The sequence below is a fragment of the Streptomyces sp. NPDC005799 genome, assembly GCF_040630525.1.
GTDB lineage: Bacteria > Actinomycetota > Actinomycetes > Streptomycetales > Streptomycetaceae > Streptomyces > Streptomyces griseorubiginosus_B.
In genome coordinates this window covers 76332-101454 of the sequence record NZ_JBEXXQ010000038.1, presented here as the reverse complement: position 1 = coordinate 101454, position 25123 = coordinate 76332, and the positions used below count along the sequence as shown (strand labels likewise).

General features: G+C 67.3%; 21 protein-coding genes and 2 pseudogenes. 10 read left to right on the top strand and 13 right to left on the bottom strand.

Annotated elements, in window-relative coordinates; translation table 11 throughout:
• Nucleotides 1-378 precede the first annotated feature (378 nt).
• Nucleotides 379-867: a hypothetical protein gene (locus tag ABZ453_RS32685; RefSeq protein WP_359020580.1), complete on the top strand. Its 489-nt coding sequence runs from the start codon at nucleotides 379-381 to the stop codon at nucleotides 865-867.
• A 196-nt stretch (nucleotides 868-1063) separates the two neighbouring features.
• Here the strand turns inward: ABZ453_RS32685 and ABZ453_RS32680 are convergent, their stop codons facing one another.
• Nucleotides 1064-2221 carry an IS4 family transposase gene (locus ABZ453_RS32680; protein ID WP_359020578.1) on the bottom strand — a complete coding sequence of 386 codons (1158 nt, stop codon included), beginning with the start codon at nucleotides 2219-2221 and terminating at the stop codon, nucleotides 1064-1066.
• Nucleotides 2222-2458: 237 nt separating this feature from the next.
• Between ABZ453_RS32680 and ABZ453_RS32675 the strand changes: the two genes are divergently transcribed.
• Complete coding sequence (locus tag ABZ453_RS32675; protein ID WP_359020576.1) at nucleotides 2459-3661, top strand: IS110 family transposase; 1203 nt, start codon at nucleotides 2459-2461, stop codon at nucleotides 3659-3661.
• Nucleotides 3662-3818: 157 nt separating this feature from the next.
• Here ABZ453_RS32675 and ABZ453_RS32670 read toward each other — a convergent pair whose 3' ends face one another.
• From ABZ453_RS32670 to ABZ453_RS32650, 5 genes are all read right to left on the bottom strand, one after another.
• Nucleotides 3819-6113, bottom strand: coding sequence for a GMC family oxidoreductase (locus ABZ453_RS32670; protein WP_359020574.1), 2295 nt, complete (start codon nucleotides 6111-6113; stop codon nucleotides 3819-3821).
• Nucleotide 6114: 1 nt separating this feature from the next.
• On the bottom strand, nucleotides 6115-7227 hold the full coding sequence (locus tag ABZ453_RS32665; RefSeq protein ID WP_359020572.1) for an alpha/beta fold hydrolase: 1113 nt from the start codon (nucleotides 7225-7227) through the stop codon (nucleotides 6115-6117).
• A gap of 235 nt (nucleotides 7228-7462) precedes the next feature.
• Entirely contained in the window at nucleotides 7463-7921 is a 459-nt protein-coding gene (locus ABZ453_RS32660; protein WP_359020570.1) for a hypothetical protein, read from the bottom strand.
• Between the two features lie 1857 nt (nucleotides 7922-9778).
• Nucleotides 9779-10576, bottom strand: coding sequence for a hypothetical protein (locus ABZ453_RS32655; protein WP_359020568.1), 798 nt, complete (start codon nucleotides 10574-10576; stop codon nucleotides 9779-9781).
• A 203-nt stretch (nucleotides 10577-10779) separates the two neighbouring features.
• Entirely contained in the window at nucleotides 10780-11151 is a 372-nt protein-coding gene (locus ABZ453_RS32650) for a peptidase inhibitor family I36 protein (protein WP_359020566.1), read from the bottom strand.
• 498 nt (nucleotides 11152-11649) lie between these two features.
• On the opposite strand from ABZ453_RS32650, the pseudogene ABZ453_RS32645 reads away from it, so the two are divergent.
• The 4 genes and pseudogenes from ABZ453_RS32645 to ABZ453_RS32630 form a co-directional block, all read left to right on the top strand.
• Nucleotides 11650-12330 (top strand): annotated as a pseudogene (locus tag ABZ453_RS32645) (glycosyltransferase); the annotation flags it as partial.
• Nucleotides 12331-12887: 557 nt separating this feature from the next.
• Complete coding sequence (locus tag ABZ453_RS32640; protein ID WP_359020564.1) at nucleotides 12888-13775, top strand: neutral zinc metallopeptidase; 888 nt, start codon at nucleotides 12888-12890, stop codon at nucleotides 13773-13775.
• A 148-nt stretch (nucleotides 13776-13923) separates the two neighbouring features.
• A complete protein-coding gene (locus ABZ453_RS32635) occupies nucleotides 13924-14205 on the top strand; it encodes a hypothetical protein (RefSeq protein WP_359020562.1) in 282 nt (93 codons plus the stop codon).
• A 107-nt stretch (nucleotides 14206-14312) separates the two neighbouring features.
• Nucleotides 14313-16415 carry an MMPL family transporter gene (locus ABZ453_RS32630; RefSeq protein ID WP_359020560.1) on the top strand — a complete coding sequence of 701 codons (2103 nt, stop codon included), beginning with the start codon at nucleotides 14313-14315 and terminating at the stop codon, nucleotides 16413-16415.
• A gap of 37 nt (nucleotides 16416-16452) precedes the next feature.
• On the opposite strand, the gene ABZ453_RS32625 is transcribed toward ABZ453_RS32630, so the two are convergent.
• From ABZ453_RS32625 to ABZ453_RS32615, 3 genes are all read right to left on the bottom strand, one after another.
• The gene (locus ABZ453_RS32625) at nucleotides 16453-16962 is read right to left on the bottom strand and encodes a hypothetical protein (protein ID WP_359020558.1); all 510 of its coding nucleotides are present in this window, start codon (nucleotides 16960-16962) and stop codon (nucleotides 16453-16455) included.
• Between the two features lie 142 nt (nucleotides 16963-17104).
• On the bottom strand, nucleotides 17105-17296 hold the full coding sequence (locus ABZ453_RS32620) for a hypothetical protein (RefSeq protein ID WP_359020556.1): 192 nt from the start codon (nucleotides 17294-17296) through the stop codon (nucleotides 17105-17107).
• A 176-nt stretch (nucleotides 17297-17472) separates the two neighbouring features.
• On the bottom strand, nucleotides 17473-17640 hold the full coding sequence (locus ABZ453_RS32615; protein ID WP_359020554.1) for a hypothetical protein: 168 nt from the start codon (nucleotides 17638-17640) through the stop codon (nucleotides 17473-17475).
• 300 nt (nucleotides 17641-17940) lie between these two features.
• Here ABZ453_RS32615 and ABZ453_RS32610 point away from each other — a divergent pair, with 300 nt between their 5' ends.
• On the top strand, nucleotides 17941-19044 hold the full coding sequence (locus ABZ453_RS32610; RefSeq protein WP_359020552.1) for a nucleotide disphospho-sugar-binding domain-containing protein: 1104 nt from the start codon (nucleotides 17941-17943) through the stop codon (nucleotides 19042-19044).
• Between the two features lie 375 nt (nucleotides 19045-19419).
• Here the strand turns inward: ABZ453_RS32610 and ABZ453_RS32605 are convergent, their stop codons facing one another.
• The 4 genes and pseudogenes from ABZ453_RS32605 to ABZ453_RS32590 form a co-directional block, all read right to left on the bottom strand.
• Nucleotides 19420-20319, bottom strand: a complete 900-nt coding sequence (locus ABZ453_RS32605; RefSeq protein WP_359020550.1) for an AraC family transcriptional regulator — start codon at nucleotides 20317-20319, stop codon at nucleotides 19420-19422.
• 148 nt (nucleotides 20320-20467) lie between these two features.
• Nucleotides 20468-21367 (bottom strand): MBL fold metallo-hydrolase, encoded by a 900-nt coding sequence (locus tag ABZ453_RS32600; RefSeq protein WP_359020548.1) that lies wholly within the window; start codon nucleotides 21365-21367, stop codon nucleotides 20468-20470.
• Nucleotides 21368-21443: 76 nt separating this feature from the next.
• Nucleotides 21444-21548 (bottom strand): annotated as a pseudogene (locus ABZ453_RS32595) (IS5/IS1182 family transposase); the annotation flags it as partial.
• A 441-nt stretch (nucleotides 21549-21989) separates the two neighbouring features.
• The gene (locus ABZ453_RS32590; protein WP_359020546.1) at nucleotides 21990-22493 is read right to left on the bottom strand and encodes a MarR family transcriptional regulator; all 504 of its coding nucleotides are present in this window, start codon (nucleotides 22491-22493) and stop codon (nucleotides 21990-21992) included.
• Nucleotides 22494-23048: 555 nt separating this feature from the next.
• Here ABZ453_RS32590 and ABZ453_RS32585 point away from each other — a divergent pair.
• The 3 genes from ABZ453_RS32585 to ABZ453_RS32575 are packed head-to-tail and all read left to right on the top strand — an operon-like array spanning nucleotide 23049 to nucleotide 25080.
• A complete protein-coding gene (locus ABZ453_RS32585) occupies nucleotides 23049-23612 on the top strand; it encodes an NAD(P)H-dependent oxidoreductase (RefSeq protein ID WP_359020544.1) in 564 nt (187 codons plus the stop codon).
• A gap of 6 nt (nucleotides 23613-23618) precedes the next feature.
• Nucleotides 23619-24548: an amidohydrolase family protein gene (locus ABZ453_RS32580; RefSeq protein WP_359020542.1), complete on the top strand. Its 930-nt coding sequence runs from the start codon at nucleotides 23619-23621 to the stop codon at nucleotides 24546-24548.
• The gene (locus tag ABZ453_RS32575; protein ID WP_359020605.1) at nucleotides 24526-25080 is read left to right on the top strand and encodes a hypothetical protein; all 555 of its coding nucleotides are present in this window, start codon (nucleotides 24526-24528) and stop codon (nucleotides 25078-25080) included. Before ABZ453_RS32580 ends, ABZ453_RS32575 begins: the two co-directional genes overlap by 23 nt.
• The last annotated feature ends 43 nt before the right edge of the window (nucleotides 25081-25123 follow it).

Sequence of the window (25123 nt, the reverse complement as noted above, 5' to 3'; positions counted from 1 at the left end):
CTCGATGAACTGAGGATCCTTCGAGAGCTTGAAGGTGTCCATCAGGTGCGCCTTGAGGCTGAGGTACATCAGATGCGCGTGATGGCCGGCCGGGAGAGGCCCACCTCTTTGGCCAGCGACCGCGTCGACCAGTGCGTGGCGTCTTTCGGTGTGTCTCCAGTGCCCTGACGACCACTTCTTCCACCTGGGCATCGGTGATCTTCCGGGGCCCGCCCGGGCGAGGCTGGTCGACCAGGCACTCCAGCCGGTCCCGCGCAAGGCGGGCCCGTCACCTGCTCAGTCAATCCCATCCGAACGTGGAGGCCTTCCTACGCAGCCAACTCCTCGGTGAGGCTGGCTCGGTGGCCGTGTTCGTGTCGATCGATCAGCTTCGCGTCCGTGCGTTTCTCGACCTCGCCCGGCCACGTCGGAACGAAGGTCTGGGTCCGCGTCGTCGGCGATGAACTGGTAGTGACCGCCCGTCAGATCACCGACCTGGTCGAACTCGTCCGCCACCACGTCTCCACCCCCGGGGCTCCGCGGATCCTGGACGAGCACGACCCGCACCACCCCGGCGGCCGCAGCATCCACAAGTCCCGCCCCAAGCCGCGGACCGAGGCCGAAATCGCATACCTCGCGATCGGCCCGGGCGCCGAGCCCTTGTTGCTGGAATCCGGACCGGCCGGCGCCGTCCGTATCCGAGCGAAGACGGCCCGCGCGGTCGAGCTCGCGACTGTGGTCGGCACCGATCTGGTCGACCGGGCTCTTGACCTGGCAGCGGTCAACGGCCGCTTCAACGACGCCCCCCGTTATGTTCTTCGCGGTCCTGCAAGAGGGCCGCTGGCCTCCGGGCCTGGCATGGCTGTTCCCCCCCTGTCTAAGGCATGACAATGCCGTTGCTTTTGGTGGTCACTGCCATCTGTGGTTCACAGTGATGACGGCTGGTGGACGGCGGTGGCTTGCAGGTTCGTCGGGAGCCTTGCTGCTGAACGGGGTGATCGACGACTTCAGTTTTCGGGGACACTCGCGTGACCGCCGTCGTGGCAGAAGAGACCAGCGGATCTCGGCGAGGCCGAGAAGGCGGTCATGATTTCGGGCTGAGGGGGGAAAAGCCGCACGGCGCGAATACCGAACGGCGGACAACATGCAGGGCGCGGGTAAACGATGTCCGCTCGGTGGAAGTCTGCGCGATCCGGGCCACCTCGTTGAGCAGGTCGCGGGTCGCGTGGTGGACGATCAGGTGGGCAAAGATCTCCTGCCTGACCCCGTCCGGAGTCTGCGAACGCAGGACCGGTCTGCCGCGCTGATGAGTCTTGATCTCATCGAAGACGATCTCGATCTCCCAGCGCCGGGCATACAAAGTGGCGAGTTCGACGGCCGGATACTCCTCATGGTCCATCAGGCTGGTGACAAGCCGGACCACGTCCGCCTGGCCGTCGACGCGGTACTCAATCACCCTCACCAGAGCCGGTGGAGCTTTGACGGTTCCGGCGGCCTTGGCATGCTTGTTCGCCTGGATCCGGGCCAGGTAACTCCCGTCCGGCAGGACGTCCTGCACCCTGCGGGCAGCCCGGCGCTCGATCCTCCACAGCAGGTGGGCGCCCCGGTCGCGAAAGCGGTGCCAGCGGGCCAGGCCCCATAGGCCACGGTCAGCCAAGACCAGTGTCCCGGTCCCGATATGGGCTTCCAACTCGTCGGACACGATCCGCTCGGAGTCCTTCCAGCCGCCGATCACCGCGTCCAGCACCGCGTGCGACGAGCACTCCGTCAGCGCGACCACCCGGGCCTGCGGATAGCCCATCGGACTGCGCTGGGAGCCGGACTTGCCGAACGTCTCCCGGTTGCCGGGCGAGTCGGGGACGGCCAGCAGCATCCCGTCCAGAGCCAGGACCCGCAGTCCGTGGAAGAGTTCTGTGCTCCGGCCCAGCGGCCGGGCCACGGCTCGGAACAGCTCACGCATCACCGGCCAGCCCAGCCGCTGCCTCGCCCGAGTCAGAGATGACTTGTTCACCCCGGCCCACGGCCGAAGCGTCGGCTCGCCGGCCTTCACCAACCGCAAGACCTCCAGGTAGTCGGCCTGCGGAAACAGGCATAGTGCCAGCACGAAGTACACCGTGAAGCGGGCCGACAGCACACGCCGGCGCTTCTCCGCGCACCCGGCCTCGGCAACGACCCGGTCCACCAGCTCAGCAGGACACGACCGAGTCAGGATGCCCAACCCCAGCCGCTCCAGACGCGACACCAACACGCATGGCACAACACCACGCATGCCGCAAAAGCAACGGCATTGGAACGGATGACCTGGGGGGTGGTGCCACCGGGCCTGGGAGGTGCCGTCGGAGACGCTGATGAGAGGTCCGGCCACTGCCCGGTTCGGCGCAATGCCGGACAGCTCGCGGGCGGCAGGTCTGCATAACGTGGATGCGCGCACGACGCCAACGCCCAGGCCAGCACCGCACGCCCCGTTCGGGAGGACGGCTTGAACGCGTACGACGAGATAGGCGTCTTCCTGGGCCTGGATGTCGGGAAGAGCGCTCACCACGGACACGGACTCACCCCGGCCGGCAAGAAGGTCTTCGACAAGCAGCTGCCCAACACCGAACCGAAGCTGAGGCAGGTCTTCGACAAGCTCCGCGAGAAGTTCGGCACCGTCCAGGTCGTCGTGGACCAGCCGGCCTCGATCGGCGCTCTGCCGCTGACGGTGGCCCGCGACACAGGCTGCCAGGTCGCCTACCTGCCGGGCCTGTCGATGCGGCGGATCGCCGACCTCTACCCGGGCGAGGCGAACACCGACGCCCGCGACGCGGCCGTCATCGCGGACGCCGCCCGCACCATGCCGCACACCCTGCGCTCGCTTCAGCTGACCGACGAGATCACCGCCGAACTCACCGTCCTCGTCGGCTTCGACCAGGACCTGGCTGCCGAGGCCACCCGCACCAGCAACCGGATCCGGGGCCTGCTCACCCAGTTCCACCCGTCCCTGGAACGGGTCCTGGGCCCGCGTCTGGATCACCAGGCGGTCACCTGGCTGCTGGAACGCTACGGATCCCCGGCCGCACTGCGAAAGGCCGGACGCCGCAGGCTGGTTGAGATAATCCGGCCCAAGGCCCCGCGCATGGCGAAGCGGCTGATCGACGATGTCTTCGAGGCGCTCGACGAGCAGACCGTCGTGGTCCCGGGCACCGGCACCCTGGACGCCGTGATCCCGTCGCTGGCCCGCTCGCTCGGCGCCGTTCACGAACAAAGACGGGCGGCAGAAGCCCAGATCACAGCCCTGCTGGAGGACCACCCTCTTTCCAAGGTCCTGACGTCGCTGCCCGGCGTCGGCGTCAGGACCGCCGCCGCGCTGCTGGTCACCGTCGGCGACGGCACCAGCTTCCCCACCGCCGCCCACCTCGCCTCCTACGCCGGCCTCGCCCCGACCACGAAGTCCTCGGGGACCTCGATCCACGGCGAACACGCACCCAGAGGCAGCAACCGGCAGCTCAAACGCGCGATGTTCCTGTCCGCGTTCGCCGCCCTGCACGATCCCGCCTCCCGCACCTACTACGACAAATGCCGGGCCCGAGGAAAGACCCACACGCAAGCTCTTCTCCGCCTGGCCCGCCAGCGGATCAACGTCCTGTTCGCGATGCTCCGCGACGGCACCTTCTACGAACCCAAAACCCCACGCGTCGCTTGACGAAAGACATAGAGGCACCCCCCGTGAACAGCCGAACCGCCAGCACGGCCCGATTGACCATGATCGCCCCAGACGGATCATGCCAACGGCCAAGCACAAGGCCTCTCTCGCCATCACGCACCAACTCGTTAGGACGGGATGCCATGTCCGGACCTGCTCAGCGGCGCCCCAGGGCGTAGGTGTTCCAGAGTTCGCCGGCGAAGAAGCGGCCGAAGCGCGTGAGGGCCGCGGTGCCGTGCGGGCCCGTTGTACGGAACGTCGTGAGAAGGCGCGCGAGATCGGTGGCGCCGAGATGCGCCGTCCCCGTGCCCAGGAGGCCGGCGTCGGTCCCGCCCGGTTCATGGACGTGTCCGTGCAGGACGCGGAAGGTCAGTCTGGTGGTGTCGGTCCACAGGCGGACCGGGGCGCCGGGCGCCAGGTCCTTGCGGCCGGTGAAGGTGCGGGGGAGACCGTCGGCGTCGGTGAAGTGGAGCCGGTAGCGCATCGTGCGGCAACCGTCCGCGAACAGGCGGACGCTGCCGTGCAGGACGGGGCGGCGTCCTCCGAAGGAGGGGCTCTCGATCCAGCCGTCCGCGCGCGCCTCGTGGTCCGGTTCCTCCAGAAAGGCGTCCACGTCGTCGGCCGTGATGGTGAGCCGGAACGCGAACGGTTCGGTCCGGGACTCCTCGGCACCGGGCGCGTAGCGTCCCCGCAGTTCCTCCGTGAACTGCAGAGAGGTGCGGTGGGGATACGTGCGATGCGCGACTGCCGGTGGAGCGGCGGGACCGTGCTCCAGCAGGCGGGTGCACATACGGTCGGCCAGGGCCGCGATAGTGAGGGCCGGGTTGGGGCCCACCGGGCCGGGCATCGCAGCCCCGTCGGCGACGTACAGACCCGGGTGGCCGAAGACCTCGCCATACGGATCGCAGACCCCGGTGCCGGGGTGGCGGCCGATGGGGGCGCCGCCGAGGGGGTGCACGGTGAGGACGCGATGCCGGTGCCAGAGTGGATGGTCGGCATATCCGCCGCCGAGGGCGCCGGCGATCTGCCGCATGATGCCGCGCGTCCGCTCGAACTGGGCCGCGCTGCCGTCCCGTACCGTCCAGGTACTGTCCAAGCGGCCGCCGCGCATGCGCAGTTCGCCGTCCGGCACGTCTCGGCCCATCGCGAGCAGCGGCAGGGACGTACCGGTGAACGCGCCGTCCCCGAGGAGCTCGGCGAACGCGCCCGAGAGGCTGGGGTCCGGGGCGTGGGAGATCCGGTCGAGAAGCCTTCCGGTCAGGAAGCGGGCCGCCCGGGAGACTCCCTGCGGTGCGTGGGCGCCTTCGACGAGCCACTCCACGAACCCCGGATATCCGGCGTCCTGGATGTACCCTCCGCGTCCCGCGTCCGGTACGCCGTCCAGTTCGTCGGACAGCCGGATGGAGCTGGTGATGACCGGACCGCGGCTGGGCCGCATCGGCCGGGGCGTGGTGCCCTGCCTGGCCCGGAGCACGAATGCGAGGTGGTCGCCGTTCGTCGAGAACCGGCTGCCGATCGCCGGGCTCAGGCCGGGCAGGTTCCGGCGGGAACGCAGTAGCAGCGAGACCGTGTTGTAGGTGCCGGCGGCGAGGACGAGACGGTCGCAGCTGATGGTGTGGAGCGTTCGGGACTCCGATTTCTCTTCGTCGTCCGGTCCATGTCTGACGTGGTCGACCGCGTATCCGCCACGCGCGAGTGCCCGGACCGCGCGCACCTCGTGCCCGGTGCGCAGGTCCGCGCCGTGCCGCCGTGCCGCCGATAGGTAGGTGTGGTCGAGACTGTTTTTGGCTCCGTCGTTGCAGCCGAGGTTGCACTCGCCGCACAGCCGGCAGGTACGGCGGCCGACACCGTGCAGGTTGCCCCCGTCGATGTCGGCGAGCGGCAGTCCGGGCCCGGGGTCGGCGCCCGGTTCCGGGGCGAAGCTGATCGCGAGCGGCGGCCGTTCCGCCGTCAGGCCCAGCCGTTCGGCCGCTTCACGCAGTGCGTGCGCCCGGGGTGTGTCCGTGTAGCCGGGGCGGTCGAGCGGGTACGGGACCGGGCGGAGCATCCGCTCCACCTCGTCGTAGTGCGGGTCGAGTTCGGCGCGGCCGACGGGCCAGGCCTCGTAGCCGCCGCCGGGCAGCGGCTGTTCCTCGACGAACCAGCGCTCGTCCTTGCGCAGCAGCACGCTCGCGTAGATGAGCGATCCGCCGCCCAGTCCGCTGGCGACGACGGAGTCGAAGGCGCGGAAGCTCCACACGTCGAACAGGCCGTGCAGCCCTGCCTTCGGGTCCCAGAACGCGCGGCCGATCTCGGCCGGGGAACGGGCGAAGCCGCCGGGCGGGTAGGTGCGTCCGCGTTCCAGCAGGACCACCTGCTGCCCGGCCGCGGCCAGCCGGTACGCGGCCACGGAGCCGCCGAATCCCGAGCCGACGATGACGGTGTGGACGTGTTCGGCGTGCGACTGCGCCATCTCATATCGCCCTTCGGCGGAGGAAGTCGATGAGGTGCGGGAACACGTCCCGGTGCGCGTCGCGGCCGATGAACATGTCCACGTAGCCGTAGCGGGGGGCGACGAGCAGTTCGTAGCGGTCGGGGTCGGCGGTCGCCCGCGACATCTCCTCGTGCTCCTGTACGACGGAGTCCCCGAAGACGCGGTTGTGCTCTCCGGTCAGGAACAGCACCGGCGGGCCGCCCTTGGCCGCCGCCACGAGGTAGTCCTGCGGGAGACGTGCGTGACGCGGCTCGGCGGGGTCGTACTTCACGGCACGACCCGCTCGTACGATTTTGTCGATGTGCCGGTGGTAGCCCAGCCCGACGGGGCCGAGCAGGTCCGCGATGCGGTCGTGGGTGACCGGGTCGAGATTTTCGTGGCTGTAGAGCGCGGGCCAGCCGGTGCCCCACATGAAACTCACCATGTGGCAGGCCGCGTTGTCGCACTCCGGGTGCGCCAGTGAAACCAGGCGGGCGAACAACCCGCTCCGGCTGAACCAGGCCGCGTCGCCGCCGCGCGGGTCGAGCCGGGACAGCCCGAGAGCGCCCTCGATGAGCGCGGGACCGTACGCCAGCTTCCAGCGCGACCAGGCTGGTACGCGCATCAGCAGGCCGACCGCGTTGACGACGACGCTCGTGATGTCCCGTACGGCGCCGGCGTACAGGCTCATGAGGAAGGTCATCGACCCGAGACAGTGCGCCACGACGTGCACCCGCCGGTTGCCGGCGTGCCGGCGCAGTTCGGCCAGTGCGGCCGGGTAGTCGTACAGGGCGATGTCGTCGAGGGTGTGTGCGTGCGGTTCCGTGTTGTACGGGAAGCGGTTGCTCATCCGCAGGTCGAGCGTCCACACGTCCGCGAAACCGTTGTCGAGAAGGCAGGTCGCAAGATTCCGGTGCTCGGGCATGATGAACAGGTCGCTGGACGCGGTCAGTCCATGGACGAGGAGTACGACGTCGTCGCACTCCGCCCGGCGAAAACGGGTCAGTTGCAGACCGAGCCCGTCCTCCGTGGTGACGGGGTGGACGCTGACTTGGGCGTCGGGAACGCCGGTCGTGGTGTGACGGGGGACGGTGGCGCCCTCCTGGATCGGCATGATGGCCCCCTTGATCGGCCGGCCGGCCCGCGAGGGCGCCGACGGTCAGACAGAAGTTTCCCTAGCTGTTCAAGGCTCCTGGGCGCAGCTGCGTAACGTTCGAGTACGCCGTGGCCGCACTGAGGCGTTTTGGCCGGGATGGCGGGCCGGAGGACGTCCGGTGCCGCGTCCCACGCCCTGCCGCCGCCGTAACACCATGCGACGACCGCGGCGACGGCGACGGCGATTGCGGCACTCAAAGGTACGCTGATCGGAGGGACTTTGAAGCGACGAGTGACGGTGACGACTGCCTCTTGCTGACGGATCCTCCGTGCTGCTGCCGAGGCGTTGGAATCCGGTGCGGGCGCACGACACCGTCGCGCAGCCCGCCCAGGAGTCGGCTCAGCAGTAGTTCCAGGTGCCGCTGAACGTAGTTCTGGTTGTCCGAGGACATCCAGCCCTTGGTTTCGGTGCCCTTGATCCGGCCGTAGAACCACAGCACGCCCGAGTCCGGGTTTGTGGCTCCGCACCCCACGGAGAAAGTGGTGTCCTTGCTCACGGATTGGATGTTGCCGCCGACCGAGCCGATTCCGTCCTTGAGGTTGTACGTGGCCTTCAGCTTGGTCGTCAGGCTGGAGTTGTTCTCGACGATCGTGCCCCAGCAGGTCGCGGTGGACGCCGCCTGTGCCGTCGTCGCCCCAGGGAACCCGGACATGCCCTGAATGAGAGGGAAGACATGTTTGGAACATGATATTTCCTTCCTGGGCAACGATGGGCGGCCGACCGTCGGCGAACGTTGGATCTGCTGGTCGAGCGTGCCGCACCAGGGGAGGGTGTTCATGAGGAGCTCGGGACGCTCATTCCTGATCCTGTGGAAGTCATGCTCCGGCGGGCACCCGAAGCCCTGCACCGGGCCGTAGTGTCGCAACGCCGGCCGGCCAGGACTGGCTCGACCGACTCCCGGCAAGCATCGGGCAGTTCACTGGGACTGCCTCCGAGTCGCGACATCCGGAGGTCGGTCTCCGTGGCTGCACAAGCCGAACGTCCAGCCGGGGACGCCCCACCACCCATGCGGCAACCAGGGCTCCAGCAACTCCCGCTCGGCATTTAGCATTCAGTCTTGCCACGCTGGGCTCCCTACTTCTCCTCCTGCCGCATCGGTGCTTTCCTGCGACCGGGAGAGCATCCAAGCCGTGCTCCTTCGGCGTCTTGTAGAAAATCGAAGCGGCTGGTGAGTGGCTGGAATCGGTTTATGAGGTAGCGACGATTGCGTAGTCTGCGGCGTTGATGGCGATTCTTGAAATCGGCCGGGGCCGCTGGTCGCCGCACTTGGTTGGTGCTTGAAGCGAGTGAGGACGGTGGGGGGGCGAGGAGCACGTCTTGATCAGTCATGGGCAGGCTCGGTCCATGAGCGGTGACTGGCGGACAGACGTGATCGGGGCTGCTCTGCGGGGCGCAACCTCACGCACCTCGCTGGGGCCCTGGACCGTCACTTGGGCCTCGACCCGCCTTCGGGGGTGCACTGGACCCTCCCCGGGGTGGCTTCTTCGTTCGTATGACCCTGCCGGTGGCGGCGGACGTGGACCTACTGGAGGTTTCGGCGCGGAAATACGGGGTGCTGTGGACGCCGATGTCCCCGTTCTATCTGGACGGCGCTGGTGACCGCCAACTGCGCCTGTCCTGCAGTTACTTGAGCCCACAGTAGATCGACACCGGGGTGGAGCGCCTCGCCGAGTTCCTCAGGACGGAGACGAGGCCGTGACGCGAACGGGGCTCGCCCATTCGGCAGGGCCCGCCCATGGCATACGCCCGGCACTACTCGAGCTCGCCACCACCGCCCGCCCCACCGCACGGCTTGGCCACGTGAGGGTGTCGGTGGTGGACATGGGCGGTTCCTCTCACGGTGGGGGGAACGGCGGCGGGCTACTCCTGCGGCTGCTTGTGGAGGCGGAGGTTGTCCCGGTCGGTGAGGGAGATCTCCTTGCCGTGCGGGCACTGGGCCATGCGGCGGCCGTGCAGATGGAGGAACAGGGCCGATTCGATGAGCGTATGGGGCAGGTCGAGTGCGGCAGGATCCTCCAGCGCCGATGGGTTGAAACTTCGAACGCTGACTCAACGGCTCGGGAGCCTTGTGCGTTGTGGCCATGGTGCCTGTCACCTGATCGGCGCCCCCCTGAAAGACCTGACTGACCGACGGGCCGTTTGGAGCTGTCGAAGAGACGGTCGCGCAGGAGCGTCGGCGACTGCGATGTGCTGCTGGACGAAGCGGCAGTGCGGATCGGCGCTGGTGGACCGGGCTGAGGCGACCTGAGCGCGCATGAACCAGTGCACTGCGTCGGCGACTCGGGTGGGGCGACGCGCCGGAGTGCCGACAGCTGCCTCCGCCACCGGCATCACGGCGCTACGGGGTCGTCAGACTGTTGTGCGGGGCGCGGCCAGCGCGCCTGCTACCAGCGGCTCCAGCGGCGTGAGCCGGGCATCCGCCCCGTTGACCGCTGTAGCGATGTAGCCGTATGCGGCGAAGATGTCGGCGGCCTCCTGCTGCTCGGCGATGAACGCGTCGCGGCCTACTTCACTCTATGGGAGACCCGGGGTTCGATTCCCCGGGCGACCCGACAACAGCTTCCCCGTCCCTATCGAGGGACACCCTCCGGTCCGCCTTCTTCCTCAGCTCTCGGAACTGCTCCACCGCCGCCGCCCAGCGGGGCGTAAGGATTTGGTGTTCGGCCACGCTCTGGGCGATGTTCACTGTTTCGTGCACCTTGCTGGCCCGCTCGCATGTGTAGTCCTGCTGGGCGAGGCTGATCTCGTGGCTGCCGAGGGTTTTCCACTTGGTCGTGTCGTCTCCTGCCGCCTTGAGATCGTTCGTGATCTGACGGCGCGGATCCTGTAGCGAAGTCAATCCCGGGTGACCGTGCGCTCTCATGCACTTCGACCATCTTTGTACAGCGGCCCTGACGCTCCTGCTCTCTTCCGTCTTGGCGATAACCTGGTTCGCCAGGTCCTGAACTACGAAGTACAGCGCGTCCCATTTTTCACCGTAGAATTGTGAATTAGCCAGACGTACGCATCCGCTCTTGGGGATCTGCAGGACGGAGCCGCTGGGCGCGGTCACCTTGGTGTAACTAGTCCGTGATCCTGAAAGGTCCTTTTCCCACGCCCTTACTTTGCCCTTGCTCAGTCTTTGCACAATTCCCTTGTTGGGATCCGAAGGGACGCCTTGGCTATTTTTTTCGAAAGCTTCTCCCGTTATCCCGTAGCCGTCCGTGCGGGCCTGTTCCTCGGTTAGCAGGCCGTAGGGGTTCGCTGCCGCCAGGCGCTTGTTCTCCAAACCCGGGACCGGTCTGTAGACCTGGTGTCGCTCGCGCATGCAAGCGGCGATTTCCCGCTCCGTGGCGTTGTGGAATGCAAATGCCTCACTAGCGGTGAATTGCGTTACGCCGGCCATGGGCCTGGGTAGGGCCGGCCCGTGAGGACGCCCGTTCGCGCCACCGGTCCAGGCGCACCCGGTGCCACCCAGCAAGGCGGTGACTGCAATCGCGCACAGCCACCGCCTCCCGCGGCAGGGCCGTATCACACGCACCAGTCGTTGGAGTAGACGTGGTGGTACCACACGTAGCCTGTGAGGTCGTCGTTGGCATATCCCCGAGCAAGGACGTAGTTGGCACCCGTGTAGCTGAGCCCGTAGTAAATACGGACGTTGCAGTTGTTGCCGTGGTTGTACAGCGATACCACGTTCGCGAACTTGGTGTACTGCTGGAGGTTGGTGTTGTCGTCGTAAACCGGCCCCGGGGAGCCGGCCCCATTGGCGCCAACGTAGGCACACAGGGCCCCGGCCGGGCATTCGGAGTAGGCCGCGTTCGCCTGTCCCCCGGTAGCGAGCAGAGAAGCCCCGGCGAGCGCCACTGCCCCCGCTAGCGAAGCCAGTCTGAAGCGGAATTTCATGTATTCCCCCAACGCTAAGACGGAGAGAATTATTCGCCCTTGCAGCCTCGAAGGGAACGGCAAGTCTGACTAAATCACTCCATCATGGATGGAACCTGCGGGAATTTTGTCGACCTTCGGTGAGAATGTCAATATAGTGATTCGAGGTTGGCGCCTTTGTGACCAGTCCCTGTATCCCCGGAGTCGATGGTCTGGTTGACGCAGCAACGCGACCTGCGCCTATCAAGTGCCCGTGTCTCGTGGGTCACTGGCGCAGCAGTGGTATCTCCCATATTCGGCCACCGCAACGATCACAGGAAGGACGGGCCTGAACGGTCTAGCCCCGATCTTTCGCGCGCCCAGCAGACTGGAGGTCTTGATGTTGTAAGTGATCTTCGGTCGTAAGCTCGTTGCCGCCTGCCGGTGGAAGTCCGGTTCGGGTAGCTGCCAGGAGGCCCGGTAGCAGACTGGCGGCGTCGGGTGGAAACGCCCGCGTCGAAGCCCAGTGTCGAGCCCCTCATGCCCACCGCATCCAGCGCCGCGCGCCGGCCCGGGCTCAGTTTGTCGGCCCTGCGGCGGGCGTTACTGACTTCAGCTCGTCGGGGTGAATCTTCATCGGGATTCCTGCGTGGATACCCCCGCCTTGGGGCGGGGGAGGAGACGGTCTCCTGCGGAGCATGGCAGGGACAGCCGATGCGCCGCCAGGGCGGATCGGCGTTCACCGCCAACCAGCCGCAGGTAGGTGGTGGTCTGTTTGGCGTCAGGTCGGCGATAACCAGGCTGGCCGGGCCTACCGTCGGGCTGGCGGGATGTCAGGTCTGTGGAGCTGGCGTAAGACTGCTGGGCGTACCCACGTCCCTTGCCGTTGGTTCGGGGCAGCTGCTGTCTGAGAAGCAGAAAGCTCAACCCGCGAGGGAAGAATCTCCCTGCTTCAGCTGGGGGAGAAGTCAAGTGGCCGTTCCTGCCTGTCTGGCGGCCCGGATGTGCCGGCGGCCGCTGGTGCTGCACGAGCAGACGGTGCGCCTGGGTCTGGCCAACCGCAAGCTGACCGATTCGGCTACCAGGATCGCGGTCTCCTCGGAGCCGACGCTTGAGCTGCTGCCGGAGGCCTCCCGCAGCATCGCCGTGGTCACCGGGAACCCGGTTCGGCCGCAAGTGCTGTGCGGGCACGCCGAGAAGGCCATACAGGCGCTGGGCATGCCAAGGCTTCGAAGGTCGACGCCCTGGCGACATCCACGGCACGGGCGGGGGCTCATGGGGGGCGCGTGCCGGGTACCAGAGCTGGATCATGAGTTCCCCAGCCGGTCGGGAATCCTGCCAGGGATCGGCGCGCGTGCGGTCGACCAGGTGCAACGAGAGTGTGCCAAGCGGGTGCGGACCGGTTGGTGCGGGCAGGGTGAGCCGCACCGGAGACGACGAACTCCAAGGCCAGGTCGTTGAAGATCCGCGCGATCGCCGCCGACCCCTTGGGGTCCCGGTCGTAGGAGAAGAAGACCGGTGTCGGCGACATGACCCGCGCCTCGACACCGTCGGCGTCCATCTCGGCGAGCCGTGTCCCGGCGTCCCACAGATTGGGACAAGCCCAACACACGAGTCCTAGCTGACCTTGACGGAGACGCGGCACGGGCTGCTCGCGGTCCCCTTCCTCCTTCGGAAGGCGAAGGAGGAAGGGGACGGGATGGGGATGTCCTCGTACGGGGTAGTCGAGCGGGACGACGCGGGGCGGTCCGGCGCGCTGCTTGAGAGAGGGCCAACGTATGCAATTCGACAACGATGCTGCTTTGGACACGTCCGAGGTCGAGGACGGTCGAGGGGGTGCGCTGAGCGGGATCCCGGGCGGCGGGAAGACCGTCGGCGGAGGACTCGTCTGGCTCGTGGTGCTGGTCGCGTCCGTACTCTTGGGTGTCGACCCCGGCATCTTCAGCTCTGGCAGCAGCGACACGTCCTCGTCCGGCGAGTCGGCCGCGGACCTCGCGGCGAACTGCCGGACCGGTGCCGACGCCAACCGCAAGGAGGAGTGCCGGATCGTCGCCGTGGTCGACAGCGTGCAAGCATTTTGGAAGCAGACGGAGACAGCCGCCGGCAAGCCCTATCAGCAGGCCCCGACGTTCCTCTTCACGGGCAGTGTGAACACCGGTTGCGGGAGGGCGACGTCCGACGTCGGCCCCTTCTACTGCTCAGCCGATGACAAGGTCTATCTCGACCTCGGCTTCTTCAACGACCTGAGCAGCAAGTTCGGCGCCAAGGGCGGCCCGTTCGCCGAGGCCTACGTCATCGCGCACGAATACGGCCACCACTTCCAGGACCTCAGCGGAACGATCTCCCGCGGCAGTGGAAAGGGCCAGAACAGCGGCTCGGTGAAACTCGAGTTGCAGGCGGACTGCTACGCCGGAGTGTGGGCTCACCACGCGACCACCACCCCCGATCCCAAGAGCGGTAAGCCACTAATCACCGACTTGACGAAGGACGACATCAACCGCGGGCTGGATGCGGCCGCCGCCGTCGGTGACGACCGTATCCAGCAGCGCTACCAGGGCAAGGTCACACCCGACACCTGGACCCACGGCTCCGCGAGCCAGCGCCAGCAATGGTTCTCCACCGGCTACAGCTCCGGCCGCGTTGCCGCCTGCAACACGTTCAGCTGACCGGGCTGACAACCACGGGACGGCGCCCGGCTGTTGGGCCCCTCTGGTGGGCAGATTGCGTATGACCTCGCGCCACAATCGGTGGTTAGCGGCCGACGCCAAGTGGGGGTGCTGCCTCGACAGGCAGTGCGGCACCTGCTGGCCGGGCATGCGCTTCGCGCAGATGTGCGGCGACGGGCGGCGCGAGGCCATCGCCTCCCTCGACCAGGTCGACGGGGAATCCGAGTGGGCGCATCTCGCCTGGGAGGTCACCAGCGAGCACCGCAACCACCCGGGCATGTGGGTGAAGTCCCGGAAGTGCGCCGACTGCACCGACCGCCTGGACCTGGTCGTCGAGCCCGAGCCGCACTGGCCGGAGAACGGCAGTCGTCCCCGATGGGCCCTGGACGACACGGCACTGGATCGCATCAAAAGTTATCGATTTACCTGATAGTGAAGGAAGGGTGCATAGCGCTAAACTCCCGCAACCTACAACGTGGGGAGGGCCCGAGCATGCGGCGGTGGGCCGAGTTTGTTCTGAGGCATCGCAAGGCGGTAGTGGGGTTCTGGGGACTGGTGCTCGTCGCCGGCATCCTCCTGGCCGGCCGGACGACGAACCGGCTGACGATCGACTTCTCCCTGCCCGGTCAGCCCGGCACGGTGACGGCCCACCGCATCGAGCGCGCCTTCGGCAGCGGCGGTGACACGAACCCCTATCTGGTCTCGGTCACATTCCCCGCGGGGCAGACGGTCACCGGTCACGAGCAGGACGTCGGGCGGGCGTTCGCAGCCGCCGGGACAGCCGTCCCGGGCCTACGGGTGATCGACGAGGCGAACACCGGGGACAAGGCGTTCCGGACGAAGGACGACCGCACGGCCTACGCCCTGGTGTTCTACCGCTTCAACCCGTCACCCAGCCAGAAGCTGCTCACCGATCCGATCCGGTCGGCGGCGCGGCACGCCGTGCCGGCGGGGTCTGCGGTCGGCGTGACGGGGGAGGACGTGCTGGCCTCCGGTGGCAACAACGGGGGTGGGCCGGGCGTGCTCGGGGAGACACTTCTCGGCGCCGTCGGCGCTCTGGCCGTACTCGCCTTCGTGTTCGCATCCTTCTTGGCCCTGCTGCCGCTGGTGGTGGCCGCGGTGTCGATCCTCGCGACCTTTGTGATGCTGTTGCCGCTCACCTATGCGACTGATGTGTCGTTCATCGTGCAGTTCCTGGTCGCCCTCATCGGCCTGGGCGTGGCGATCGACTACTCGCTGCTGTTCGTCACACGCTGGCGTGAGGAGCGCGACCACGGCCGGGACAATCACGATGCGGTCGTCGTCGCGATGGAACGCGCCGGGCACGCCGTGCTGTTCAGCGGCGTCACCGTCGCGATCGGTCTGCTGGCGCTGGTGGTCCTGCCGGTCCCGTTCATGCGGAGCATGGGCTACGGCGGGGCCCTCATCCCCCTGGCGAGCGTGCTGACGACGCTCACGCTCACCCCGGCGATCCTGGGCGGCATCGGACCGAGAGTCGACTGGCCGAAGATCCGGCACGAGAACCGGGCCAGCCGCTTCTGGAGCCGGTGGACCACTGCTGTGGTACGACGCCGCTGGATCGCCGCCGCCACCGCGCTGGCCGCACTCTTCGCTCTGACCGGAGTCTTCCTCGGCATCAAGATCGGTCTCGCCTCGTCCGAGTCACTGGCCAAGAGCGGCCCGGCCTACGAGACCCTGCAGACGCTGGAGCGCGGCGGTGTGCCGACTGGCGCCCTGACCCCCATGGAGGTCCTGGTCCGCACCGACCGGGCCCGCACGGCCGCCGACAAGCTCGCCGGCATCGACGGTGTCAGCAGCGTGTTCGTGCCGTCCGGACCGGCCGGCAACCGCGCCGGGCAGAGCATCGTCGTGGTCGTCCCCGACCACGAGACCGTGAACTCCAAGAGCGTCGGCGTGGTCAAACGGGTCAAGACCGCCGCGGACGGTCTGCCCGGCGTCCTCGGTGTCGCGGGCATCGGCGCGGCACAGATCGACTTCATGCATGCCGTCTACGGCAACTTCCCGCTTATGCTCACCATCATCGCCCTGCTGACGTACGTCCTGCTGGTGCGCGCATTCCGCTCCCTGCTGCTGCCGCTCAAAGCGGTCCTGCTGAACCTGCTCTCCCTTGCGGCGACCCTCGGCCTGATGGTGATCTTCTGGCAGGACGGGCACGGCTCCGACGCGATCTTCGGCATCGCGGCCACCGGCGCGGTCACCTTCTGGATCCCGCTGATGGTCTTCGCGTTTTTGTTCGGACTGTCCATGGACTACGAGGTGTTCATCCTCTCCCGCATCCGAGAGGAGTACGACACCGGCCGCTCCACCGACGCCGCCGTGATCGAGGGCCTGGGCCGCACCGGCCGGCTGGTCACCAGCGCCGCGCTGATCCTCTTCCTCGCCTTCGCCGCGCTCGCCTCCGGCCCGGGTACCGATCTGAAGACGCTGGCGACGGGCCTTGGTATCGGCATCCTCCTGGATGCGACCATCGTGCGGATGTTGCTGGTTCCGTCGCTCGTTTCGCTGTTCGGCCCGTGGAACTGGTATCTGCCCGGCTGGGCGGCCCGCCTGCTGCGGGTGGCGCCGTCGTATGCGCACCCGGAGTCGGTGACGCCCGCGGCGCAGCGGCGCACGAGCTGACCTCGGCGGAGCAGACGGCCGCCGTGCCGCGGATCCTTCAGGTGTCCCGGTCGGTGGCCTGCTCGTCACTGCACGCCTCGGCCTTGGCGGAGGGCCACTGCACCAACGAGATCATCCCCGTCACCCGGCGGATCAGGTAGAAGGCCAATGGCAGTTCGGCGAACACGGCCAGTGCCGCCGACTGCCAGATCTCCGGGGTACCGAAGGCGAGAGACACGTCGAACCACGCGTCGCAGATCAACAGCAGGGCCGTTGCGAGCGCCGCCACGATGACGGCGCGGTGCCGCAGCCACCCGAGAAGCGCGGTGGACGCCATCGCGACCACGAGCAGGACGTCGAACCCCACCCAGGTGACGCTCCAGTGATGGACCTGGTATCCGGAGGGCAGCGTCGCCGCCAGCAGCACGGTCCAGGGGACGAGAGCGACGGCGCAGACGGTCAGCAGTTCCAGGGTGTGCCGCCGGTGCCGGCGTGCCCGGTCAAGCAGATCGCTGTCCACAGTCGGTGCGGCGGCCCGTATGAGGTTGCCGGTCAGTGTGTCGCTCATGCCGCCCGTTCCGTTCTCGTCTGTTCCTGAAAGACGCCGCTCGGGGCTGCTGTGGCAGGCGTCCATTGGTGGAACAGCGGCACTGCCGGATTAATGCCCGCCGTGAGGACGGCAGGGGCTGGTCAGTGCAGGCGCGGAACTGTCACGACCGCGTGTCGCGTCGTACCCGCAGGACCTCGACGGTCAGGCCCAGCTCAACCGCCACGTACGCGTCACCCGCCGTCGGCCCATTCCGCCCGTCCTTCGGCGCCACCGTCAGGTACACGGCAGCCGGCGCTGCCAGGGGCGCACCCAGGCGCTGGGACAGCGCCGTCGGGCCGTCCGAGAGGCGCACCGCCAACGCCCGCGGCCTGGACGGCGCCCGATGAAGCCGACGCCCTCGGTATCCTCCGTGTCCGCGTGCCGGACCTTCTTCCGGGACGAGGACCGCCCCGCCGGGTACGGCGGCGAAGCGCGGTGGTCGGGTTCTCCAGGTCCTTCGAGTCGTGGGCGGTCAGGTGATGTTGCCGGTCAGCCGGCCGGGCGGGCCAGCGTGGCGAGGCGACAGGAGGCCGTGGCGAGTTCGTCTCTACAGGGCCAGGTGGCTGATATCCGCAAGTGCAGACGGCGGCCGCCTGGGGTGAGGCGTGCGGCGACGTGCAGCAACCGGTAACGGAGCTTCTTCGGCTCGGCAGCCATCGTGAGCGGCAGGCTGCCCGCGCTCAGGTGCCGTCATCCACGATTGAACGCGGGCCGGTGTTCACTGTTCACTTGAACCTTCAAGTGTTGTGTTTTAGAGTGACGTCAAGAGACGAGCCGGGGGATGTTGGCAGCATAAGCGACCTGAAGAACGCTACTCGCTGCCGCACCTGAGCGAGGCCGTGCCACCAAATGCGTTCATCTGTACGCCGCGTGGGCCAACAAGGCGGCGGCCTCGACGTCGAGAGCAACTCAGGCTCGCGTTCCATCGCGAGCACGTCCGTTCCATATAGGGGAATAATGCGTATCGCTTTCACCGGGAACCCGATGACCGGTCATCTCCTGCCGATGATGCCGTTGCTCGACGCCGCTCGCGCCGCCGGGCATGAAGCAGTTGTCGTCACAGCGCAAGAGATGGAGCCTCGACTGGCTCCGGCCACTGTCTGGCCGGCCGGCCCAGGAGTGACCACGAATGTCGAGGAAACTCTGCGTCGCACGGGCTTCCACCCGGCGCACCCGGGCCCCGGAACGATCGAGTACTTCGCCGGGGTGCGTGTCGATCTGGCTGTCGAAGAGACTGTGGATCAGCTGACCAAACTGGAACCGGACCTTCTGGTGACCGAGGAGCTCGACTATCTCGGTCCGCTCGCCGCGACGATGCTGAAGATACCGTGGGTCGAACACAGGGTAGGCGCACCGCTGCCAGAGGACTTCACGGCTGCGTTGCGCGATCGTTCGGCGAAAAATTTCACTGCGCGCTCACTGCGCCCGTCAGAACGCATCGCCCTGGTCGATGCCTACCCTGATTTCCTGCTCAGCCCGGATGAACGCCGTGCTGCCGACCGAATTTCCTTACGGCCAATGCTGAATGAGCACGGCGAAGGAATGGCAGTGTCCCTCCCCGAGCGATCCTCCCGGCCGCGCGCGCTGGTCACACTCGGCACGACGGTGGATGACAAGGACGCGCTCGCGACCATGGTGTCCGCCGTGGACGCCGCCGGGTTCGATGTGCTGGCCACCGCGGACGCGGACGACCTGCCTGCCGCATCCGGTGTGCAGGGCGTGCACGCCCTCGGCTTCGTGCCTCTCGCGAAGCTGCTTCCCGAAGTAGACCTCGTGGTGTCCGCCGGTGGCACCGGCACGGTTTTGGCTTCGCTCACTGCGGGCCTGCCACTTGTTCTCCGGCCCTTTTTTGCCGACCATCCGTGGAACGCCGCGCGAGTTGCAGCTCAGGGGGCCGCAATTGTCATCGACGACCCGGCCGACGCCGGCGAAGCGGCACGCCGCATCGTGAACTCAGACGCCCACCGAACGGCAGCCACCACCGCCGCAAGGGCGATCAGCACGATGAACTCTCCAGAGCACGCCATCGAGCAGCTCGTCGGCCAGCTGCACAAGGGGTGACCGTCGGCAGGATTTCGCTGGGGAGACGGCTGCAGAGCCGAAACCGTAGCTGGTGCGTCGACAGCTCACCCGCCTCGAAGCCCGCCAACAGCGGCAGGGCGGACAGGGCACCTTCCGCCTGTCTGCCACCGACCTCGGCACCGCCGTCCGCAACGAGGTCAGCTGAACTCCCACCGCCGCACCGGCAGGCCAACGGCATGGCCGCCGGCGCCGTGAACGTTCGTGGTCATGGCAGGTAGCTGCCCTTCGAAGTCGGTCACGTCACCCAGGGCAGACAGAACCTGATGGCGAAGTTCCTCGTGGGCCGGACCATGGACCTGCGAGGCGGTCGCAGAGTCGGAGACGAGGCCCTGGCCGTGGCTGTCCGGGACGATGTCATGGCGTCATTCCGGACTCGGGGTGCCATTGTGTCGGATGCTGGTTGCCGGTGTGCGTGAGTCGGTAGCGGCCGGGGGAGATGCCGTGCGCGCGTTTGAAGGCGCTGGCGAAGGCGTATCGCGAGCCGTACCCGACGTGCTGTGCGATGGACTCGAGGGACGCGTCGCTTTCTTTGAGCAGGCGGGCGGCGACACTCAGTCGCCACCAGGTCAGATAGGTCAGGGGCGGCTCTCCCACCAGAGCCGTGAATCGGCGTGCGAAGGCTGCACGGGACAGGCGGGCCTGCCTGCCCAGTTCCTCGACGGTCCAGGCACGGGCCGGAGCCTCGTGCATGGCGCTGAGAGCGGCGCTGACCGCGGGGTCGGCCAGCGCTGCGGACCAGCCGGGCGCGCCGCGGTCAGCCTCGTCCCCAAGCCAGGCCCGAAGTATGTAGACCAGCAGGAGGTCGAGGAGCGTGGACAGGGCGGAGATGGACCCCTGTTGCGGGTTCTCCAGTTCGTTGCCCAGCAGGGAGATGGCGGAGTGCAGCGCGGGATGACGCCCGAACTCTGAGCGCAGGTGGATGACGTCCGGCAGGGCGGACAGGAGGGGGTGGGACCGCGTCCGATCGAGCCGGTAGGCCCCGCACAGCAGGGAGGTGGGCCCGTCGAAGTCCGTGTCGGTGCGGCCGGGGTCCTCCAGCGTGTGCTGTGTGCCGTGCGGGGTGAGCACCACGTCACCGGTGTCCAGGGTCAAGGGCAGGCCGTCGGGCGTCAGCAGTCTGCACGATCCGCTCAGCACGATGTGGAATCCCGCTCCGGCGAACGCTGCGAAGGGAGTACGCCACGTGCCCGCGCGGTCCTCCCGGTTGGCGAAGGGGCGGCCCGAGCGGAGGGATGTGATGACGTCACTGAGCACGTCCACATCCGCCCAGGCATGCGGTCGACGGGGAGTTAGGTTTGCAGAAGTGTTCATGGTCTCGTTCGCCGGAAGCGGTGGAAGCGGTGGCGGGGCGGATGTGCGAGGGCCGACGGCTGCTCGGGTCAGCCCTGGGCCGACCGCGCGGTCAGGGGGCCCACTGTTTGATGGCGAAGTCCCTTCCTTCCCGGACGATTTCGGCCGCTCCGGCACCGCCCAGGTGGGCTGGAACAACGAGCGCGTTGGTGTCCGCGGCTTCTTCCAGCACGCGCCGGCGACTCCTGGCGGCCTGGTGCTGGTCTTCGCTCAGGCAGGTGTCGTGGTCGGGCGTGAGGAACTGCAGTGGCGTGTGGACGAGGTCTCCGACGAAGAAGGCACGGTCCGTGCCGGAGTGCAGCTTGAGCACCGTGGAACCGGGAGTGTGTCCAGGAGCGAGGTGCAGCGAGAGACCGGCGGCGACGGAGTGCTCGGCGCCTTCCCACAACAATGCCTGGCCGGCTCGGTGGACGGGCAGCACGCTGTCGTTGAAGCCCGCCATGCTGTCGGCGGGGTCGGCGAAGTCCGAGATGTGGGGGAGGCCGTTGGCGGGGTTCCAGTAGTCGAAATCCGCCTTGTGCATCAGATACCGGGCGTTGGGGAAGGTCGGCACCCACTCCCCGTTCTCCCACCGGGTGTTCCACCCGACGTGGTCGGTGTGCAGATGGGTGTTGACGACCGTGTCCACCTCGTCGGGTTGTACGCCGATCGCGGCGAGCTGGTGCAGGAAGTCGCCGTCGCGATTGGCCAGCAGGCCGTGCACGCGTGGCTTGTCGTTGCCCAGTCCTGTGTCCACCAGAATCGTGCGACCCTGCCCCCGTATCACCCAGGTCTGCATGTGCGCCTGGTAGTCGCCGGTCTCGGCGTCCCAGAAGTGCGGGTCCAGCCAGGCTCGGTTCTCTTGCCAGAGGCTTGCGGGAACAGAGGGGAAGAGCACGCTGACCGGTGCGAAAGCACCGTGCCACTCCGTGACGCGGGCGATCTCGAAATCCCCTAGCGTGAAGGTCTGCATGGTCCGACCGTAAGAGCCGGTCAGTGAGACGCACAATAATCAGAAGTACCTCAGGTATGCGTGATCGTCTCACCTTCGCGAGCAGGATGCGGTGCAGCTGGTCGAAGACCTCGGCCTGTTGCCGCCGCTCCAGGCGGCGTCGGCAAGTCCGTCCGGAGCCGGACCCCAGCTCCAGGGGCAGGAGTTGCCGGGCTATGTCGTTGTGGAGGACGCCACCGGCCTCGGTTGGGCGACCGCTCGGGCCGAGGCCGGCAGCAACAGCTCGACCTGTGCCCACAAGTCGTCGTCCCCGATCCAGGGCCGGGTACTCACACCACTACGAACGGCCGACTCGTCCACCCAGTCACGCTCAGCAAGATCGTGTTACGAGCCCATAAGCTGCTTGTTTCTCTGCCGGGAGAGTTGGTCGCCGCGGATCGAGGAGCCCGAGCTCCGGAGCCGAGCCCCGGATGGGCGGCGAGGTGGTCGGCGGTCGGGGCCTTCGGCCGTAGCAAGGTGACCAGACACCGACGGCGGGGTCGTACGAATGCGAGCCGGGGATCCGAACCCTGCAGGTGACACACAGATGGCGCAGGTGTGATTCAGTTGCGTCTGGTGTGACGTGTCCGGGGCACGTGATCGTCTACTTCCGCTGTGCGCGGGAGTTCTCGTTGTCCGCTGTTCCGCTCGGTGGGCGCTCGATACGGGCGAGCACCTTGCCGGTGATCTGGTTCAGCGTCCTCAGTTCTTCCGGGGTCAGGGCGTCGACGAACAGGTCGAGCACGCGGCCGACGTGTCCAGGAGCCGCCTTCGCCAGGTACGCGAAACCGGTCTCGGTCAAGATGGCCTGCGTGTACCGCCCATTGCGCGGATCGGGTTCGCGACGCACGAAGGCACGCTTCTCCAGGCGGCCGATCATGTGGGACAACCGGGAGAGCTCTGTATTGGCCAGGACCGCCAGCTCGCTCATCCGCATACGGTACTCGGGCTGGTCGGACAGGTGGGCCAACACGTAGTACTCGATGAAACTGAGCTTCGCGTCCTGCTGGAGCTGCGACTCCAGAGCGGCGGGCAGCGTATGGAGGAGCTTCATGAACCCGCGCCACGCCGCGAGCTGTTCACCGCTGAGCCACCGTGGCTCGGACACGTTCGACCCTCCTGAGGCAGGCATGTGCGCATTGTACTGACACCCCCCTCTCCTCGCTTGAAGGTTCAAGTTTGGGGGTCGACAAGGCCACCCGCTAACGCATCGTCGTCCACAACGGGGAAGAACTCGTTGCCGGCATCCGGCATTGAACCGGATGTCCCGAAGGAGTATTCCGTGCCCCTTCTTCCCAGCGGCGCGAGCCTCTGGGAGATGGCAGGCCCCGCCCGTCGGCCGGGTGCCCCCCTCTTGCACACCCCGGCCGTCCTGCCAATGCGCCCCGACGGACCACTGTCGAGCACGGCGTGCCGCTTTTCGTGACGCTCGGGGTGCCATCGTCACCCTCGGAACCGCATCCGTGTGCCTGCGGTCTTCTGCCGCTGTCGCCTTCGTCAACTTGCTGGCCGGCGCGGCTCGGAGTCGTTCGCGTCTCCCGATGCGGAGATGCGTGAAGCGTAGCGGCGTCGCCATGAACTTGACTTGAATCTTCACGTAAGGCCGTCTACTGTCACACTTGAACATTCAAGCGTGAGTGGGTCCGGATCGGAAGGACTATCCATGAGCAACCTGAAGCTTGCCATCATCCTCGGCAGCACCCGCCCCGGCCGCAACGGCGAAGCCGTGGCGAACTGGGTGCTGGCCAAGGCCAAGGAACGGACTGACGCCGACTACGAGCTGATCGACCTGCTGGACTACCCGCTGCCGCTCCTGGACGAGGCCGTGCCGGCGAGCCGTGGCGTGTACGCGAGTGAGCACACGAAGGCTTGGGCCGCCAAGATCAAGGAGTACGACGGTTACATCTTCGTCACCCCGGAGTACAACCACTCCACCTCGGCGGCGCTGAAGAACGCCATCGACTACGTCTACACCGAGTGGAACAACAAGGCCGCCGCCTTCGTCTCCTACGGCTCACTCGGCGGTACCCGGGCGATCGAGCACCTGCGGGCGATCTCGAGCGAGCTGCAGCTGGCCCACGTGCGCCAGCAGCTGTCGTTTTCGTTGCTGACCGACTTCGAGAACTTCGCGGTGTTCAATCCCTCTGCGGCACACGACAAGGCTGCTTCTGTCCTGTTCGACCAGCTCGAGTCCTGGGCCGGCGCTCTCAAGTCCGTGCGAAGCTGATCATTGATGAAGCTCTACGGACTCGAAGAGCACTTCGTCACCGCCGACGTGGTCGAGGCGTGGAAGCGGCACGACCCTCAGCTGGCCGAGCCCATGATGAAGTGGGCCATCGCCAGTGACATCACGCCGACGCTGTTGGACATCGGCGACGGACGCGTTGCCGCCATGGATGACGCCGGGATCGACACGGCGGTGCTGTCCCTCACGACGCCGGGTTTGCAGAACCTCGACGCGGCGGAGGCTGTCACCCTGCAGGTGTCCACGAACGACGAGATCGCCCACGCCGTGCGCCACCACCCCGGGCGTTTCCAGGGGTTCGCGACACTCGCCACCTCCGCGCCGTCGGCCGCAGCCGACGAACTGCGGCGCGCGGTCACCGAGCTCGGACTCAACGGCACGCTGGTCAACGCCAACTCCCGCGGCCGCGCCCTGGACGCTCCCGAATTCTGGGACATCTACGAGGCCGCCGAGGACCTGCGGGCACCGGTATACCTGCACCCGAGTGTTCCGTTCCCGGTCGTCAACGAGGCCTACTACAGCGGCTTCGGCGAGCCCGTGAACAGCATGCTGGCCACTGGCGCGTTCGGCTGGCACTACGACGCCGGGCTGACCGTGCTCCGGATGATCATCGCCGGCGTCTTGGACCGATTCCCCGAGCTGCAGTTGATCTTGGGGCACTGGGGGGAGGTCGTGCTGTTCTACCTCGACCGAATCGCGGCCATGGACAGCCTCACGGCGCTCCGGCGCCCGATCGCCGAGTACTTCCGCACGAACATCTTCATCACTCCGGGCGGCATCTCCAGCCACAAGTACCTGCGGTGGACCCTGGAAGGACGGCGCGAGCCACTGGGAGATGGAAGGCCCCGCCCATCGTCCCGGCGCTCCCGTTATGCACAGTCCCGCCGTGCTGCCGATGCGCCCCGACGAACCTGGTGAACCCCTCATCGTGTCCGGGACCGTGCGCACCACCACCGGCGTCCCGCTGCCCGGCGCAGCCCTCGAGATCTGGCAGATCGATGCCAACAACGTCTATTCCGGCATGGACACCAGCGACTTCGAGCCACTGAACATCCCCAACGACTCCACCGGCATCCCCGCGGACAACCTCCGCGCCAGGATCATCACCGATCCCGATGGCCGTTACGAGTTCCGCACGGTAATGCCCGGTACCGAAACATTCGGACTGGCCACGGACAGCCCGCTCGCCAGGCTGACCCGGGCGTTGCAGCTCGAGGGAGTGCGCCCGCTGCACATCCACGCGATTGTCTCCGCCGACGGATGCCTGCCACTGACCACGCAGATCTACTTCGATGGCGACCCGCTGGTCGAGAGCACCATCGAAGGCGCCGTGCCCGCTGAGGCGGTCAGGACGACCACGCTCCACCACGACCATCACGCCCACGGGCTCGATCAGCCGTATCGCACCCTCACCTACGACTTCGTCCTGCGCCTCGCGCTTGAAGGATAGTCACCTTTTGACTACGTACCGAACTGTCTCGCTCAAAACGACG